This is a genomic window from Paenibacillus sp. FSL A5-0031 (genome assembly GCF_001956295.1).
Classification (GTDB): Bacteria; Bacillota; Bacilli; order Paenibacillales; family Paenibacillaceae; genus Pristimantibacillus.
Genome location: NZ_MRTD01000015.1, coordinates 117,630 through 135,002 on the forward strand (window position 1 = coordinate 117,630; position 17,373 = coordinate 135,002).

Annotated in this window: 13 protein-coding genes; 3 read left to right on the forward strand and 10 right to left on the reverse strand. The window is 46.2% G+C overall.

The window, feature by feature from the left end:
- Position 1 precedes the first annotated feature (1 nt).
- From BK120_RS24270 to BK120_RS24295, 6 genes are all read right to left on the reverse strand, one after another.
- Positions 2–1,804 (reverse strand): cache domain-containing sensor histidine kinase, encoded by a 1,803-nt coding sequence (locus tag BK120_RS24270; protein ID WP_076270084.1) that lies wholly within the window; start codon positions 1,802–1,804, stop codon positions 2–4.
- 207 nt (positions 1,805–2,011) lie between these two features.
- Positions 2,012–2,365 carry a hypothetical protein gene (locus tag BK120_RS24275; protein WP_076270085.1) on the reverse strand — a complete coding sequence of 118 codons (354 nt, stop codon included), beginning with the start codon at positions 2,363–2,365 and terminating at the stop codon, positions 2,012–2,014.
- A 142-nt stretch (positions 2,366–2,507) separates the two neighbouring features.
- Complete coding sequence (locus tag BK120_RS24280; protein WP_076270086.1) at positions 2,508–5,336, reverse strand: glycoside hydrolase family 3 C-terminal domain-containing protein; 2,829 nt, start codon at positions 5,334–5,336, stop codon at positions 2,508–2,510.
- Positions 5,337–5,341: 5 nt separating this feature from the next.
- Entirely contained in the window at positions 5,342–7,726 is a 2,385-nt protein-coding gene (locus tag BK120_RS24285; protein WP_076270087.1) for a glycoside hydrolase family 95 protein, read from the reverse strand.
- A 228-nt stretch (positions 7,727–7,954) separates the two neighbouring features.
- Complete coding sequence (locus BK120_RS24290; RefSeq protein ID WP_076270088.1) at positions 7,955–8,791, reverse strand: sugar phosphate isomerase/epimerase family protein; 837 nt, start codon at positions 8,789–8,791, stop codon at positions 7,955–7,957.
- Between the two features lie 33 nt (positions 8,792–8,824).
- Positions 8,825–9,904 (reverse strand): Gfo/Idh/MocA family protein, encoded by a 1,080-nt coding sequence (locus tag BK120_RS24295; protein WP_076270089.1) that lies wholly within the window; start codon positions 9,902–9,904, stop codon positions 8,825–8,827.
- Positions 9,905–10,062: 158 nt separating this feature from the next.
- Between BK120_RS24295 and BK120_RS24300 the strand changes: the two genes are divergently transcribed.
- On the forward strand, positions 10,063–10,944 hold the full coding sequence (locus BK120_RS24300) for an AraC family transcriptional regulator (protein ID WP_076270090.1): 882 nt from the start codon (positions 10,063–10,065) through the stop codon (positions 10,942–10,944).
- 265 nt (positions 10,945–11,209) lie between these two features.
- Here BK120_RS24300 and BK120_RS24305 read toward each other — a convergent pair whose 3' ends face one another.
- On the reverse strand, positions 11,210–12,439 hold the full coding sequence (locus BK120_RS24305; RefSeq protein WP_076270091.1) for an MFS transporter: 1,230 nt from the start codon (positions 12,437–12,439) through the stop codon (positions 11,210–11,212).
- A 171-nt stretch (positions 12,440–12,610) separates the two neighbouring features.
- Between BK120_RS24305 and BK120_RS24310 the strand changes: the two genes are divergently transcribed.
- The gene (locus BK120_RS24310; RefSeq protein ID WP_305953903.1) at positions 12,611–13,306 is read left to right on the forward strand and encodes a GntR family transcriptional regulator; all 696 of its coding nucleotides are present in this window, start codon (positions 12,611–12,613) and stop codon (positions 13,304–13,306) included.
- A 102-nt stretch (positions 13,307–13,408) separates the two neighbouring features.
- On the opposite strand, the gene BK120_RS24315 is transcribed toward BK120_RS24310, so the two are convergent.
- Together BK120_RS24315 and BK120_RS24320 are read right to left on the reverse strand one after the other, a co-directional pair.
- Positions 13,409–14,392, reverse strand: a complete 984-nt coding sequence (locus BK120_RS24315) for a Gfo/Idh/MocA family protein (protein WP_076270092.1) — start codon at positions 14,390–14,392, stop codon at positions 13,409–13,411.
- Positions 14,389–15,420 carry an alcohol dehydrogenase catalytic domain-containing protein gene (locus BK120_RS24320; RefSeq protein WP_076270093.1) on the reverse strand — a complete coding sequence of 344 codons (1,032 nt, stop codon included), beginning with the start codon at positions 15,418–15,420 and terminating at the stop codon, positions 14,389–14,391. Before BK120_RS24320 ends, BK120_RS24315 begins: the two co-directional genes overlap by 4 nt.
- 162 nt (positions 15,421–15,582) lie before the next feature.
- Here BK120_RS24320 and BK120_RS24325 point away from each other — a divergent pair, with 162 nt between their 5' ends.
- A complete protein-coding gene (locus tag BK120_RS24325) occupies positions 15,583–16,473 on the forward strand; it encodes a helix-turn-helix domain-containing protein (protein ID WP_179089885.1) in 891 nt (296 codons plus the stop codon).
- Between the two features lie 54 nt (positions 16,474–16,527).
- Here BK120_RS24325 and BK120_RS24330 read toward each other — a convergent pair whose 3' ends face one another.
- Positions 16,528–17,358: a uroporphyrinogen-III synthase gene (locus BK120_RS24330; RefSeq protein ID WP_076270095.1), complete on the reverse strand. Its 831-nt coding sequence runs from the start codon at positions 17,356–17,358 to the stop codon at positions 16,528–16,530.
- Between the last annotated feature and the right edge of the window lie 15 nt (positions 17,359–17,373).

Here is a 17,373-nt window from a genome sequence, read left to right on the forward strand (position 1 = left end):
TTTATGCAAGCGAATGACCCCCTATTGGAATTTCAAAAGTAATGCGTGTACCCGCTCCAAGCTCGCTCGTCAGTGTCAAGCCATATCCGTCCCCATAGATCATGACCAGCCGCTGATGGACATTGCGCAGCCCGATTCGGTATTCTTCCTCTTCTTCCATATCATGCAGTGATTCGTTGATTTCATTAATCTTTGCATCGCTGATTCCTACGCCATTATCGGATACCTCAACCCGAAGCATATGATCACTGACCTCTGTCTTTAACCATACGAATCCGCCCTCAGCAACATTTTCAAGACCATGCACAACAGCATTCTCGATGAGAGGCTGAATAATAAGCGGCGGAATTTCGATCTCCTGACCGTTCGCATCGATATCGAGACGAAACGTCAATCGATCGTTGCCGTATCTGAATTTTTGAATTTCCAAATAGCAGCGCACCATTTCGAGTTCATCCTTTAATGCAATTTTGCGCGCGCCTATTTCTAAATTTCGACGAATCATTTTACCAAGCATACGAACGATTGAAGAAATCTCTGTCTCTCCTTTGATATGAGCTTTCATTCGAATCGATTCAAGCGCGTTAAACAAAAAATGAGGATTAATTTGGCTAGCCATCATTTTCAGTTTAATTTCCTTCTGTCTAAGCTGCAGCTGTGCCTGCTGTTTATGCGATTCCGCTACCTCATCCATTAAGCCGCGAATACTAACGACCATGTTGTTGAATTGCTTGGACAGGATGCCAATCTCGTCATTGCCTGTCACATGCGAAATAACGTTCAAATCTCCCATCGCTACTTTGTTCAAATCTTTATTAAGGACCAGCATCCGCTTCGATATAATCGCAGAAAAAATATAAATCATAACGAAGGCTATAACTAAGCTTAGCAAAATAATGCCTAGCCCAAGCAAGCTTATGCGATTAGCTCCACTTACAATACTATCAATTGTAAATACCGAGACGATTTTCAACCGATTAAAGCTTGATTCAGGCTGAAGATCCTCGATAACAATTTTCGAAGGTTTTCCATCGTATTTGAATTCATAGGTGCCTGCTGCTTTATTCGTCAGTTTACTGGCAAAGTCTAATTCAGAAATATTTTTACCTACCCATTCGGGGTTTTTCGCTGCAATCATATAACCATTGTCATCAATAATCATCGTGTCAAACGGCTCTTGGCTGATCATCGCATTAAGCTCATCCTGATTCACGCCTATCACTAGTACACCGCTTGTCCGGTACGTTGGGAACGTGATCTTTCGAATCAGACTCAAATAACGGCGGTTATTTTTGGTTTCATCCTTAATGTATTCCCAGTGAATGCCGTCGCGCTCCATTGCTGACTTATACCAGTCTGTTTCCGCAATGGGATCCGTAACTTTCAGAAACTCCCAATTGTCGAGTATCGTCATATTCGTCGTATAAAAGCGTATATTGTAGATCTCACTGTATAGTTGAATGTAATCTTTAAAATCACGGTAATCCCAAAACGCCTTAACGACATCAAACGTGGAGCTGTATTGCGTGTTGACGACGTTCGTTAACCTGCTATCGACCAGCAGCTTGTCGGAAATTTCGATTGGCATGCGTATAATATCCAAGGTCTGCTTCTTAATTCGCTCGACGTTATTCGTAATTTGCTGGGTCGCTTGATCAAGTACATTTTGCCTAAAAGCGACGGTAAGAAAAATGCCTACGATAAGCACCGGTACAAAAACAACGAGAATAAAAGAAATAATAAGTTTCTTTTTGATTCGAATATTGTTCATTCTTTGCCCCATAGTTCGAATGCTCTTTTTCATACAAACGGCTCCTCCTTAAAGCTTTGCGCAGCAAACTTCATTCGTTAGTATCGGCTGAGGTAAGCGTTTACTTTTTTGCGTAAAATTTTAAGGCATCTACATTATAATGCTGGTAATCTACCGTGCCTACATCACTAATTCAATATTTTATCATATGAAAATTAGACAAAATGGAAGCGCTGCCTATACGATGCAAAAATCCCGCTCTTAAGAGAGCGGAATTCGATAGGATGAGTGCTCTTCAACGATATGCTCGCCTTTGTTGTACAACCATTTGAAAGCAAAACGATCACCTGCATAATTTGTTCTGCTGCGAATATCCGGCACAATAACCGTTTCAAAATGATCGATGATCGTCTGCTGCAGCGAGGCAAGGCGTTCTTCATTCGCATCCGCCTGCTGCGCTGCTTCCTCTTCCGATTGTGCAGTCTGCGAGAAGTAAGCCAATGCTGCCTCCCGATCGCTAATGGATTCAGGCAAAGGATGTCCTGACCCCCGGAAGATTTCTTTCACTGTATTTATCCAATCTTTATACAAGTTGATTTCAATGTCGTTTGCCATATGGACTAGCTCCTCTGTCGATGCTCATTGTTCATTTAAAGAATAAAGCTGCATTACATAAAAAGCAACCATAACCGCAAAAACGGAGCTGCAACAAGCGCTATACAGCACATGAAGACAGCTCCGTATGAAGTTGCTCTTATTATTGAAAGCGGAAGAAGCTCAGCTTCACACTTTCCGTCAAACCAATTATCAGATCGCCTCTCAGCTTGCAGCTTGGCAGATCAATACGAATCGTTTGCCATTCTTGCTCACCGCTTGTCTCAACCGAGCATGAGCCTCTAAAAACAGCGGCTGGGCTGATCATCTGAATAGACAACTCTCCGCCTTGAGCGCCGCCGCAAACGCGAGCTTCAAATACACTTGGGCCGCTTGACCAATCAACATCATTAAATTTGATCCAGCCCTCTGCTTGCGATAAACGGACTGCCGTTCCGCCTTCCTTGCTCTCATCCAAATAAACATGCGCATAATCATCATAGTTTTCCGCGCGCGTCTGCAAGGATAACTGACGTGGTGGAATGGTCTCGCCTGCGATTGTTATTGTACCCTCCGCAAGGAGATGTGCAGAGGAGGCACCAGCTGCAAACGTATAAACCGCTGATTCAAGGCAGAAACGGTCCCGTGTTACATCCCAAATAGCAAGCTCTTCTGCTGGAACTACAAGCTCTACTTGCTTCGTCTCTCCAGGCTCGAATGAAATCCGCGTGAAGCCAACCAGCTTCTTAAGCGGACGCTGTACCCTTGAGCCCTCCACTCGAACATACAATTGGATAACCTCATCCGCTGCGATGTCGCTCTCATTCGTAACCTGCAGCTCCACCGTTACACTGCCGTTCATACACGCAGCGTTATTCGTAATCTCAAGCGGACCGTATCGGAATGAACCGTAGCTGAGACCATAACCAAATGGATACAACGGTTCGCCATCGAAATAAAGATACGTTCGTTTCCCTTTCAAAATATCATAATCCATTAGATCGGTTAACTGCTCTTCTGATTTGTACCAAGTCATATTCAGTCGTCCAGCCGGGGAATAATCACCGAATAGAACGTCAGCAATGGCATTGCCCAGCTCTTGACCCGCATGTGATAAATAAACAATCGCAGGAACTTGCTCATTTACCTTATTAAGTGCAAATGGGTAACTTCCAATAACTACGACGACCGTGTTTGGATTAGCAGCGAATACCGCGCTAATTAATTCATTTTGCGAAGCGGCAAGGTCAAGGCTTGGACGATCGATTTCTTCCTTACCGTTAATAAGCGGATTATTGCCTACGAAAACGATTGCCGTTTCCGCTGCTTTAGCAGCAGCTGCCGCTTCTGCAATTCCGTTCGTGATGACATCTTTAGTGAACAGCTCGTTTGCTCCAATTTCGGCTGATTCCGTAACTTGAAGGGAATCTGCGCCGCCATTAGGGGCAGTGACCAGCTTGCCGTTCCAAGTTCGTATGGCAAATTTCTCATCAGATTGCTCATCAAACTTGAACACTTCCTTCACATACCAGCCAAAAGCTTCGCTTGCAGCAGCTGCAATATTGACATCATCTGCGCTTGTAAGCAGCTTGCCGGAATCCATGCTCTCTAGCGTATAACTGCCCCAGCCCCAATCCGTCACCTCAAATGTATCGCCTTCCTCATCCAAATCAGTCGCTTGCAGGCGGTTTGCATGGTCTGTGGATGCGCGCAATGCTTTTCCATTCGCAGCTGATTTCAATCGAACGCGATCATTGCCGCTGCTGAATGTTACTTCTTTGCCGGCAAGCTTGCTCTTGATGCCTTCGAGTGGTGTTACTTTGTATGGCAATGAACCAGAGTACCAGTCTCGGTATACAACGTCGGCAAGCGGCCCGATAACTGCTACACGGCTTAGCTTTTCTTTATTCAACGGCAACGTTTTGTTCTCATTTTTGAGCAAAACAATCGACTCTTTTGCAGCCCGCAGCGACAATTGTCCATGCTCCGGCGCACATAGTTTCGATTCCGGCATATCCGCGTAAGGATTCCGCTCAGCGGGATCGAACTCTCCCAAACGGAAACGTACACGGAAGGTGTTAATGAGTGCTTTATCCAAATCCTGCTCAGACAACAGCCCTTCTGACAAAGCTTCGCGAATAGCCGCGCATGATTTTTCTTTATCATCCGTTATGCTGTCGATGCCTGCTTTGATGGAATATGCGACTGCCTCTTTATAGGAATCATAATAGTGATGATCATTGACGATACCAAGCAAATCTCCTGCATCGCTGACGATGAAGCCGTTCATGCCCCATTCCTCTTTCACTACTTTGTTTACATCCTCGTGCAAAATAGTAGGCGTGCCATTAACCGAGTTGTACGAGGTCATCATCGAATGAGCGCCGCCCTTGACGAAAGCAGGCTTGAACGCAGCTTGATAATATTCCTTCATGTTGCGCGGATCGATGCTTGCCGAGCAGCTGCCGCGATTGATTTCATTGTTATTGCCGATAAAATGCTTCAAGGTCGCTACCGCTTTAAAGTACAGCGGGTGATCGCCTTGAATGCCCTGCACCAGCGAGGCTGTTAGCTCACCTGTCAGCTTAGGATCTTCTCCATAAGCCTCTTCTGTCCTGCCCCAGCGCGGATCTCGCTCCATATCCACCGTTGGCGCCCACAGCGTCAAGCCATTGATGGCCGGGTTTCGCTGAAAGTAAACGCGTGCTTCGTCACCGATTGCAGAGCCTACTTCCTTCAGCAGCACGGGATTCCAAGTGCAGCCAAGCCCGATGGGCTGAGGGAACGTGGTCGCTTCGCCTAACCACGCCATTCCGTGAGCTGCTTCCGTCCCATGTTTGTACGACTTTATGCCTAATCGCTTTATTTCAGGCTGGTATTGAACCATCGATTCAATTTTCTCATCCAGCGTAAAACGTGAAACAAGGTCAGTTACCCTTTCTTCAAGCGGAAGCTCTATATTTTCAAATGGAAAACGTATACTGGTCGTCATAATGCTTACTCCCCCTCTATCGTGGATGTTAAAATGCTATACCATTCATTCTTGTTTGTAGGAAATGGCTTTGACGCATCGATAGCTGTACCGTCAGAACCGACAACGGTAATGGATTCCTTCGTTCGCAAGCTGCAGATCGAACCGTGTGTAGATTGCATGCGGCCTGCCGTCAGCTTGCCATTTGTCCATTCCATATCGACAACAAACCCTCCACGCGCTTTAAGACCTTTCACGCTACCTGCCGGCCATGCACCCGGAAGCGCTGGCAAAAGCTCGATATAACCCAAATGGCTTTGCAGCAGAAGCTCTGCAATGCCCGCCGTACCGCCAAAGTTTCCATCGATTTGAAACGGTGGATGATCATCAAACAAATTCGGATGCGTAGAGCGTGCAAGCAAAGTATGGATAAAGTGATAAGAAGACTTCGAATCCTTCAGCCTCGCAAATAAGTTAATTAACCACGCACAGCTCCAGCCTGTATGGCCGCCTCCGTGGTTTATGCGGTTCTCAAGTGAAAGGCGGCCCGCTTCCACAAGCTCCTGAGATGTTTCTTGATTGATGGACGTACCTGGATATAAGCCATATAGATGGGATACGTGACGGTGCCCAGGCTCGTGCTCCTCAAAATAATCATGCCATTCCTGCAATTGTCCATTAGGCGCAATTTGCAGCGGAGGAAGCTTGCTCCTCGCTGCTTCTAGCTGCTGCTTGAAAGATGCGTCGATTCCGAGCAAGCTCGCAGCTGCTGCGCAATGATCAAACAGCTCGCCAATTAAAGTAATGTCCATAGCAGATGACTCAGCAACACTGCTAACCTCGCCTTGTGCCGTCAGAAATTTATTCTCTGGCGACGTGGATGGCGAAGTCATCAGCTGCCCTTTGTCGTTCTCCTGCAGTAAGTCCAAACAAAATAAAGCTGCGCCCTTCATTAAGGGATAAGCTTTTTCTCTCAAAAAGGCTTCACTCGGATGATATAAATAATGCTCCCATAAATGCTGCGTCAACCAAACGCCGCCAAGCGGCCAGAAAGCCCAGCTTGGATGACCCGCTGTTGGCGTTGATGTCCGCCATAAATCCACATTATGATGCGCTACCCAGCCTGCACTGTTGTAATGAATAGCCGCGGTACGGGCGCCCGTGATGCTGAGTTCCTCAATCAAGCGAAACAAAGGCTCATGGCATTCGCTCAAATTTCCTATTTCCGCCGGCCAATAATTCATTTGCGTATTAATATTCGTCGTATAGTCGCTGTTCCAAGGCGGCTGAACCCGGTCATTCCATATGCCTTGCAGATTAGCCGGCTGCGTGCCTGGCCGCGAACTTGCCATAAGCAAATATCGGCCATATTGGAAATATAGCGCTTCCAATTCTGGATCTTGTTTGCCTTGCTTATAGTTTTCCAGCCGCTCATCTGTCGGCAATTGAGCTTGTGCCGTCCGCCCCAAATCGAGCTGCACACGTTGAAACAAGCTTCGATGATCCTCTACATGGCGCTCTCGCAGCTGTTCATAGCTGAATGCTAATGCTTTCTCCAATACGCGATCGTTTTGCTCGGTCAGGGCAGCAGCAGTTTTGTCTGGCTGAACATCAAAATTCACAAAGCTTGTTGCTGCGCTTAATAGAAATGTAGCCGACCTTGCCCCTTGAATATTTATTTGCTTATTGCTGTTTATCGAAAGTTTGCCGCCTTCTATCTTGACCACCAGTTTTCCTTGAAACGTAATGCCGCGATCATTCTCATACTGTACAGCCAGTGGATGATCGCCCAAATAATTGTCCGCTGCATGACTTGGACAACGACCGTGAAGTATGATAGCGTCGCTGCCTGCTGCCTCGATTCCATACTGTACGGAGGAAGTCATCGCTGCTGTAAGCTCTAGCAGCTCTTCTCCTTCTGTTTCGTATCTAACGCATAATACTTGATCCACCGCGCTAACAAACATCTCGCGCGAGTAAACCGTTTTACCCACTTGAAACCGTGCAGCAGCGATGCCTGCATCGATATCAAGCTTGCGAATGTAATCTGTGGCCTGATCATGCGCGTGTTCAAAATGCTGCTCTATAAACAAGTCGCCCATCGGTTGATAGGACTCTGTGTTCGTTCCGAGCATCTTCGCCTCGATTAACTGTTCCGCCTCAACAAATTTTTTATCTGTAATGAAGTCCCGGGCTCGCTTTAAATAGCGCAGCGCTTCGTAATTGTTCGTATCCCGCGGAAAGCCCGACCACAATGTATCTTCATTTAATTGAATGCGTTCTTGTTCCACGCCGCCAAATACCATACCGCCTAATCGGCCATTCCCAATGGGCAATGCTTCCTCCCATCGTGAAGCCGCCTGCTTATACCAAAGGTTTAACGGATGAAGCTGCTCTGCTTTATATCCCATGTTTTTGGTCTCCTATTATCGCTCTGTTCACAGCGTTTTAAAAAACAGTTATTATTCATCATACCGGAATAGCCCTGCTCAACAGTACCCAATACATTTCATGAAAAATCATGTCAAAATTAGCGTTTTTTCAAATTCTCGCTAAATAATAAAAAATCGCTGCAAGCACGATGATATGTGCTTGCAGCGATGTAATTAACAGCCATATTATATTTGAAGAAGTATTTCTTACAGACCCGCTGCGCCAAATACTTTATCAAAGCCTGCTTTGGAGCGCTGCGCCAGCTCTTCCGGCGATTGCGATTCCGCTTCTGAAGATAAGATTTCCTGTGAAACGGCACCTTTATAGCCAATACGATTAAGGGCTTGCAGGAATCCTACTAAATCAATTACACCCTCACCTGGATATACGCGTCCGTTGTCGAGTGCTTCCTCAACCGGAACATCCGGCGCGTCATTGATATGAACATGGACGATTTGCTCTGGACGAAGCGCTTCAATATCAGCAACAGTCAGGCTGTTCGTATACCAGTGATAGGCATCAAACAACAATCCAACATTGCTCTCACCAATTGCGTCGATCCACTCCAATGTTTCCTCGAGCGTCCAAATAAATGGATTCTCCCAACGCGTCCGCAAATGATGCGGACCAACAAATTCTAGGCCAAGGCGAATGCCATAAGCGCCTAAAATTTGAGCGCAAGTACGCAATCTGCGAGTTGCAAGTGCCATGAAGCGAGCTGCTTTCAAATCTGTTGAAGGCAAAATATAGGTGCAGCAGCTTGTACAGCCTAGAGCCGCAGCCGCAGCTGCTGAGGAAGCTAGCTTCTCCAATCCTTCAAGAAAAGCTTCTTCCGTTGTTCTCCATTCTACTGGAAGACCAATAGAGCCAATTACTACGCCATTGCTTGCAAGAAGCTCACGCGCTTGCTCTACACCATAACGATTAATTAGCGACGCCGCATCCAAATCTACAGCTTGAAATCCGTACGCACCAGCGAGCTTAATTAGATGCTCATCACTTTCGATTCGACCAAGACCCGCTCCAGTTAAACCTCTCAACATACAAATTCCTCCTCATTCTACAATCAACTATGATTAATTTAGACTCCAGTCCAGCTTCACTTCATTGCCTGTGCGCGATGATTCATAAATTGCATCAAGCACAAGATTGTTCGTCAAACCAGTCAATACGGAAGTAATCGGCTGTTTACCTTCACGAATACATGCAAGGAAGTGACGGCTAAGACGAGCGCGCTCACCTTCATCATTGTCGGCTTTGCTCAAAATACTTTCAATCGGGCGATCAAATTTTTCTGTAAGCAGCTTGCCTTCAGCACCGCGGTAGCTAGCGCCACCTTCTGAGCCCATTACATGGATAAACGGTGAATTGTCCGTATCCATATGAACAGCCCAGCTCACTTCAAGCGAGAGTGTGCTGCCGTCTTCCATTTTGATTAGCGCCGTAGCCAAGTCCTCAACATCATACGTTCCGTCCCAATCCGGTGTACCCCATGTGCCAATCCCTTTACGGTTTGGGCCAAACTCTGCATAGGTTGATCCATATACGGAAACCGGCTTTGGATTGCCCATCAAATACAGCGCAAGGTCAAGCATGTGAACGCCGATATCGATAAGCGGGCCGCCGCCTGATTGATCCATTTGTGTAAACCATGTGCCCCAGCCCGGAATGCCCTTGCGGCGAAACCAGCCTGTTTTGGCTGTATAAATTTTGCCAAGCTCACCACGGTCGATTTGCTCTTTAATTTGCATCGCAACAGATTCCCAGCGCATTTGATGAGCGACCATGACGACACGGTCTGCTGCTTCGCTTGCTCTCCATATTTGACGAGCAGCATCGCTGTTAATGCCCATCGGCTTCTCTATCAATACATGCTTGCCCGCTTCAAGAGCTTGAACGGCAAGCGGAGCATGGAATTGGTTAGGTACACCGATGATGACCGCATCGATGTCAGCTCGCTGAATCAACTCTTCATTGGAAGCCGCAACATGCTCAATCCCATATTGCTTGGCTGCTTTCTCTGCTCGCTTCAAATCCAGATCAGTAATCGCCGTAATGATACACTCTTCGCCAAGCTTAGAAAATTCTCCTGCATGGACGTTGCCAATATTTCCTGCACCGATAATACCTATTCTAATCTTATTTTCTGTAGTCAATGAAATTCCTCCTATAATTTTGAATGAACCCTTGCTCAGCAATAAGCACTCGTTTTTCGTAACGCTTGATCTCTTCATTTATGTTAGAATAAACGGGATGAGAAATCGTGCTTGTTTTTCGATAAAAGTCTCAGATTTTCGGAGGAATGCATTCATTCATGACCTACATACCTGACTATTTGAAAACGTATCCAAATATGAATACCTCTTCTCCCCTCCATATTAGCCTAAACCGTCTTTACCATGGCTTTAGGCCGCATCGCCATGATTTTTTGGAGTTCTCTTATGTTATTGACGGAAGAGGCTCTGAATCGATCAACGATGCAAAACATCAAATGCTGCCCGGCACCTTTACGTTTGTGCTTCCTTATCAGGTGCATGAACTATTTACCGAGCCCGGGAGTACACTTGTTCTTTATAATTGTATGTTTAGCATGGACTTGCTGATGGAGCCTGGACAAGAGGAAGGCCTTATGGACCTCATCGATCAGAATACTCTGCCGCCATCCGTTCAGCTTAGCGGTGCTGATAATGAACGAATGAAGCATTTAATAGAAGATATGTTTCGCGAGTATGCGGGGCAGGAGCCTTGGCGCCGAACGATGCTGCAAGTGCGGTTGAAGGAAATATTAGCTTTCTTTGATCGTTATCGCCGCAATATTGCGCCGTCTGCTCCAGCCTCAAGGCTTGCTTCCAAATCGAGTGCCTCGGTTTGGCCAATCATTCATTATATTCATCAACATTATCAAGACGAGCTTGCGCTATCTGACCTTGCTAACCGCTTTTCACTGAGCATGTCTCGCATAAGTGAAGTAATTAAACAAACAACTGGGCAAACGTTCGTACATTTCCTGCATGATTTGCGCTTGCGGCATGCCTGCAGCCTGCTTGTTTCTACCGATATGAGCGTCGCTGAAATTGCGCTGGAGGTTGGTTATGGCTCATACAAAACCTTCTCCCGTATTTTCCGTGAAACCAAGGGCGTCGTTCCGAAGGATTACCGTAAAATGAAGCTTAGTCAGGAGCAGCCAGGCAAGTAGCCGAAGCTAATAAACAAACAAGGGCTGCCTAGAGTAGATCAATCTACTCCTAGGACAGCCCTTGCTCTGTTATGTGTTTAGTGAAAAATAGACAAAACGAGGAATAAGATAGCTAGCAATACATAAATGACAAGCGAAACAATCATTAGAGTCCGCTTATTCACAGCGTTACTCCCCTCCCAGCACCATTTAGGCTATACACCAACATTGTATGTGGGCGGGGAATGGGCGGAAATTGTCCTAATGAGAAAAACGTCCACTCGGATTAAACGGCTGCTTTGGCTTTGCGATCCGACGGCAGCAAAATCGTCAGCATGCCGAGCAAAGGCAAATAGGACGTGCAGCGAATGACAAACTCAATACCCATGGAATCTGCCAAATTGCCGAGCACCGCCGAACCAATGCCCCCGAGACCAAACGCCATTCCGAAAAACACACCTGATACGAGGCCAACCCGCCCAGGCAGCAATTCGTTCGCATAAACTAAAATAACGGAAAACGCCGAAGCCAAAATTAAACCGGCAAAAAAGATTAAAATAACGGAAAATGTTAAATTAGCATAAGGAAGCAGCAGCGCAAATGGTGCAGTTCCTAGGATTGAGAACCAAATCAAGCTGCGACGGCTGAACTTATCTGCGAGCACCCCGCCGAGCAGCAAGCCGATAACATTCGCTGCAAGAAAGACAAACAATACGATTTGAGCATGACTGACGGATAGTCCAAAATGCTCGATGGCATAAAACGAGTAATAGCTGCTGATCGCAGAAATATAGACGTTTTTGGAAAACACAAGAATCATTAAAATCGTGATGGCAAATACAACTTTACCGGTGGAAACATTAAGTTTGGAGACCGGCTTTGCCGCTTGCTTCGTGCTCTTGTTTGGCTCAAGTGCGAGCTGCTTGCCGTACCATTTCGCTACATTAAATTGAATGACAATCCCGATAGTTACGACCAGAGCAAACCAGATCACACCGCGCTGGCCTGTGTGCACGAATAGAACAGCTGTCATAATTGGTGCAAGCGATTGTCCAATATTTCCGCCAAATTGAAAGATCGACTGCCCTGTACCTTTTTTCGTCCCAGCAGCCAAATAGGAAACCCGCGCAGAAGCAGGATGAAAAACGGCTGAGCCAATTCCAATTAACATAACTGCGACCATAACCATCCAAAAATGTGAAGCATACGAAAGAGCAGCAACGCCCCCCATTGTGAACAGCATGCCAATAGGCAGCAGCATCGGCTTCGGATGTGAATCAGATAAAATGCCGACAACAGGCTGAAGCAGCGCTGCAGTTAAATTAATCATCAAAGAGATCAATCCAATTTGAGCAAAGCTCAGTGAAAGCGAGTCTTTCAAAATAGGAAATAATGCCGGTACGACCGATTGAATCGTGTCATTAATCAAATGCACGAAGCTAATGGCAAACAACAATGGGTATATCGTTTTTAAAGCGGACGGTGATGTTGCGATTGAAGCTTGAGTACTAGACATACAGTTTTCTCCTTACTCCAAATAGAATGTAATATGTAATATATCGCATATTATATTTCCTTAAGCAAATAAAAGCAATAAATTCCTTTTTAAAATTTTTGGCATTTGCTTCAATGAATGAACCTGCGATATATTATATATTGTCGAAACTGTTATCCTATCACTTTCATAATGAAACCAAAAAATAAAGGAGGATCCCCTCTGCCTATTCCAACTGATTATTCAACACCCGTTAGACTATCCGCCAAGGAGCGTACCTTAAGCCAGCTGCAAAAATGGATTATCGACGGCACGTTTCAGCCCGGAGAGAAGCTTAACGATTCAGAGCTTGCCGAGGCACTTGGCGTCAGCCGCACACCGATTAGGGAAGCCTTTCAGTTGCTTGAGGTTCAAGGACTCATTCAAATGTTTCCTGGCAAAGAGACGCGAGTCACGACGCTAGCCAAGGAAGATATCCTTAAGCTGTATGCACCCCTTACAGCCCTTCAAGCATTGGCAGCTGAGCTTGCTGCCGACAATATTCAACCAGAGCATATTGAACAGCTGCGTGCTATTAATGCCAGCTTTAATGAAAAAGTTAGTGAAGAGCAGCTCTATGAAGCGATGGAATATGATGAAGAGTTTCATGAAACGATTCTGCAAATTGCCAATAATCAGCATATACTCACCTTCTGCTCCTCGCTTCAATTACATATAAGAAGATACAAATATATTTTCTTCAAACGGCCGAGCTGGGAGACCCATACAGCTGCAGCGGATCATGAGTACATCATCCAAGCGCTTGAAGCACGTAATGGTGAAGAAGCCTCACGTTTGATGAAGCTTAATTTAAATAGGCCTCTTGAGCATCTGGACAAAATTCTTTGAGCGATCCGTACCACATCTGATTATAACCAAAAAAGTGATTAAGCTGACCAGTAAGTCGCTTAATCACTTTTTTTAGATAAACCGATCCTTCCACAGCGTGCTCTACGTCTGAATCCGTTGCCCCGTCTGGAATGATTCAATTGCTGCATGGGCTAGCTGAAGCGCTCTGCGCCCCGCCGCAGCGTGAATAGGCGGTGCTTCACCCGCACGAAATGCACCGAGCAAATGGTCAAAATGTTTGTCGAATGTAAGGTGGAATTCTCGCTCCTTATCATTGAAGTAACCCGCCTGCCACACTTCGGCTGTTTCGCTGCCCGAGCGTTGAAACGTAAATTTCTTCACTGTATCTTCAATGGTCACTCTGCCCTTTAAGCCATTAAGCTCCATCGCATGAGTCTGTGCGTATGCATACGAGGAGTCATAAGATCCGAGCAGTGTTCCTACTGCGCCGGATTTAAATTGCAGAGCTAATGCCATGGTAGAGAAACCGTTTCCGGTTTTATCTGTCATTTGTGCCATCACCGATGCAATCGGGCCGCATAAATGCTCAAGCATATCAAATCCGTGGCACTGGGTTTCTATTAAGTTGCCGTGCGGATGATCACTTGTTCCTTCACCGCCAAATCGCCAAGAAGCGAATATAAGCTCTCCTAACCGTCCCGCATCAATAGCTTCTTTAGCCTTCTGAACAGCTGCCGCATAGCGGTGATTAAAATTAATCGCAAAAAACAGCTCCCGCTTCGCTGCTTCCGCAAGCAATGAATCAGCTTCCCCTAGATCAAATACGAGCGGCTTTTCCACCAATAATGGAACACCTGCTTGAATAACCTGCATGGTCGCATCAAAATGCCCTTGATTCGGCAAGCATAAGCTGACGAGGTCAGGCCGTTCCGTCTCCAGCATCTCCGCGATGCTCGTATAGGCATTTGTCCCAAACTCATCTGCTCTTGCCCTTGTTCGGTCAGCATCTCGTCCAACAACGGCACAAAAATCAACATCCTTACGCGCATTAAAAATACGAGCATGATGGTATCCCCAGCCGCCAGCCCCGATTAAGGCAATCTTCACTCGCCCCTCACTGCTCATTGCTCAATGACCACCTTTCCCGTATCCCCTTTGAAAAACAACTCAAATGCTTCTTGCATCGATTGTGGTCCAAAACGGTGCGTGATGATTTGACTTAAGTATGGCAGGTGTTCACCCATCAAACGATGATTAGCCTCTAGCTCGCTAAACGGAAAATACTCACTGCCAAGCACGGCTCTCTCTGTTGCTATCAAATCGGAGGATACTTGCAAATTTAGCTGCTCGCCATGACCAATGCATACGAGTACACCACGATGATTCAGTGCATGCAAAGCTGCTTCGCGAGCTGTTGTTCTACCGCTCGTATCGAATGCTGCATCTATACGGTCCAAGCCTGCGGCTGCCAATCCTGCTTCAAGTGTTGTTTCCCCCAAATGGATCGGAATAGCACCCATTTTCTGTGCCAGTTCTAAACGGTAAGGTGTAAAATCCATAATGAATACAGGCAGCTCTTTGCCCAGCAGCAGCTTCGCCATCGCCAGCACCGCTAGACCAATCGGACCTGCACCGGCAATAAGGATGGATTCGATATCGCCATGCACAAGCTGCGCTCTGCGAATCGCATGACCGCCTGTCCCCATGATATCAAGCAATATCGTTGCTTCTGTGAGCGGAAGGGCAGCATCCACAGCAAAAAACACATTTTCGTTCACGACCATGTAAGATCCGTAACCGCCATCATGTGAGAAGCCATAATCTGCACGCTTGCTTAAGCATTGGTTCGTGTACCCTCGCTTGCAGCTGCGGCATTGCCCGCAAAAATCCATTAAAAACACAACGCCATGTGTACCTACATCCGTTTTTGTATTTGTGCCTGCTGCGACAACGATGCCTGCTGCCTCATGACCAGGCGTTGCTTCGGAACCGTTGTAGAACTGTCCACGCTCTGATCCGCATAAAGCGTTTGCTTTGACCTGGAGCAGCAGCTGGCCTGGTCCAGGGATAGGCACCGGTTTTTCGATATAGTCAATTTTCCCATTTCCCAAAAATCTTGGTGCAGTCATCACGTCAGGTATCGTTAAGCTCATTCGTACACCCCTCCATTTTCATGTCATTATCCTCGATAGTTTCTATTGCTTACCTCTATAATAAAGCTAATAATAAAGGTAATCATGTAAAAAACATTGAAATAACTTGTCAAAAACAATGATAATGATCGCACTAATCATATGAAATGGAGGCAATTAGGATTGAATGCACAGCTGCATAACTGGAATGACCATCCCGTCCTGCCGTTTATACGGCTTTGCTATCGCTTTAAAGAAACGTCATTTTTTCAAGGTGAACGGCGTCTGCTCGATTATTTGTTTTTATATATGGAAGAAGGCCGTTATTTGCTTACGGTTGAGGGGGTTGAATATGAGCTGCTACCTGGCGACTTTGCACTTATTCAGCCTGGAACGCTCTTCACAACAAGAGGATATGGGAGCTGCGTAGTACCAAACACTCATCTTGATTTCTTTTATAATCCGAACCGAGAAAGAAGCTTTGTAACGACGCCTGGTCAGACGAACTTGGAGCCGTATTCGGATTTGAAGCAGCCGCAGTTAAACGAATTTCCAAACCTGCAGCTGCCCGTCAAGCTGAAGCCGCGACATCCGGAATCGTTCAAAAAGCTGCTGAACCAAATGATTGAGCATTTTAGCCACAACGACATACAAAACGTGCTTCATGCTCAAAAGCTGGCAATGGAGCTCCTCCTTCTATTAATCGGCGACTTTGAGACGACAGGCTCTTTGGCATTCGAGGATCAGCAGTTCGTAACGAAGATGAAAGCCTTTATTTCCTTTCATCTATCTGGAACAATCACGGTAGAGTCGATGGCGAAGCATGCGGGTTATTCCGAATCCCATTTCAACGTTATTTTTCATCACTATTTTGGAGCAACGCCCCATCAGTTTCTCGTTCATTTACGTTTGGAGAAAGCAAGCGAGCTGTTAGCCACAACCGGACTTAAGCTCGATTTAATTGCGGAGTATTGCGGATTCGCCAACGCCTCGCATTTCTCGAAAGCGTTCAAGAAAAGTTATGGCCTATCACCAAGACATTTCAGAAATGCGCAAGAAAAACCCTTTTCATAAAATAAAGGCAGTCTAAAACACGATTACGTGTCTAAGACTGCCTCTTCAATATATTTATACTTCCTTGCCTTCAGTACGCTCATAATAACGTCCAATTTCGATGACTAATGCGCCCATGCGCTCCAGCTCTGGAACGATGATTCTTTCCACGCCGTACTCCTTCAAAGCTGCAGCCGTTACTTTACCGACTGCGGCAGCCACGATGTGCTGATTAAAGATGTTCAACAAAAGCTCCTTGCGGCCCGATTCAATTGCATGCTTGAACAAATAGTGCACCTGCACCGCAGTCGTGAAGCAGACCGTATCGACTGTGCCGGCAGAAAGCTCACTGAGCAGCAGTTCGACTGTAGCAGCATCCGGCGGAACATGCTTATAGGGCAACACAGCTTCTATTTGCGAGGCACCCTTATTTTCGAGAAAATGTACTAGTTTTGGAGCTGGCTCACCATGAAGCTGTATCCACACCCTTTGCCCTTCAAAATCAAAGGCTTCGAGGTTTTCTATGAGTCCATCCATCGTTCCATCATCCGTGCTAACGATCGCTTTCAGGTCTGAACGTTTAAGAAATGCAGACGTTTTGTAGCCTCTTGTCGCGATTTTCGCCTCTGCCAGTCTACCAAGCACCGCTTGTTTAATGCCGATACTGTCGGCTGTGTTGACGATCTGATCCGATCCCATGCCAGTGGTCAAAATAACCCAATCCGCGCCCTGCTCAGCGAAGTTTCGCAATGGCTCTTCCAACAGCGCCTCATCAAACATCGTCAAGCCTTGAAGCGAACGAACAATTGGAACGCCGCCCTGTTTTTCAATAACCATGCACATCTCATCCGTTTTCCGAGATCCAGCAATTACGATTTGTTTCCCTTGCAATGCGTTTATCCCCATCGTTATCAAGCCACC

Bases quoted from the DNA above. Each gene is read 5' to 3' on its own strand.
- BK120_RS24320 (WP_076270093.1), bottom strand. From the start codon at position 15,420: ATGAGCTTAACGATACCTGACGTGATGACTGCACCAAGATTTTTGGGA.
- BK120_RS24290 (WP_076270088.1), bottom strand. From the start codon at position 8,791: ATGTTGAGAGGTTTAACTGGAGCGGGTCTTGGTCGAATCGAAAGTGAT.
- BK120_RS24310 (WP_305953903.1), top strand. From the start codon at position 12,611: ATGAAACCAAAAAATAAAGGAGGATCCCCTCTGCCTATTCCAACTGAT.
- BK120_RS24270 (WP_076270084.1), bottom strand. From the start codon at position 1,804: ATGAAAAAGAGCATTCGAACTATGGGGCAAAGAATGAACAATATTCGA.
- BK120_RS24285 (WP_076270087.1), bottom strand. From the start codon at position 7,726: ATGGGATATAAAGCAGAGCAGCTTCATCCGTTAAACCTTTGGTATAAG.
- BK120_RS24315 (WP_076270092.1), bottom strand. From the start codon at position 14,392: ATGAGCAGTGAGGGGCGAGTGAAGATTGCCTTAATCGGGGCTGGCGGC.
- BK120_RS24305 (WP_076270091.1), bottom strand. From the start codon at position 12,439: ATGTCTAGTACTCAAGCTTCAATCGCAACATCACCGTCCGCTTTAAAA.
- BK120_RS24330 (WP_076270095.1), bottom strand. From the start codon at position 17,358: ATGGGGATAAACGCATTGCAAGGGAAACAAATCGTAATTGCTGGATCT.
- BK120_RS24275 (WP_076270085.1), bottom strand. From the start codon at position 2,365: ATGGCAAACGACATTGAAATCAACTTGTATAAAGATTGGATAAATACA.
- BK120_RS24280 (WP_076270086.1), bottom strand. From the start codon at position 5,336: ATGACGACCAGTATACGTTTTCCATTTGAAAATATAGAGCTTCCGCTT.
- BK120_RS24300 (WP_076270090.1), top strand. From the start codon at position 10,063: ATGACCTACATACCTGACTATTTGAAAACGTATCCAAATATGAATACC.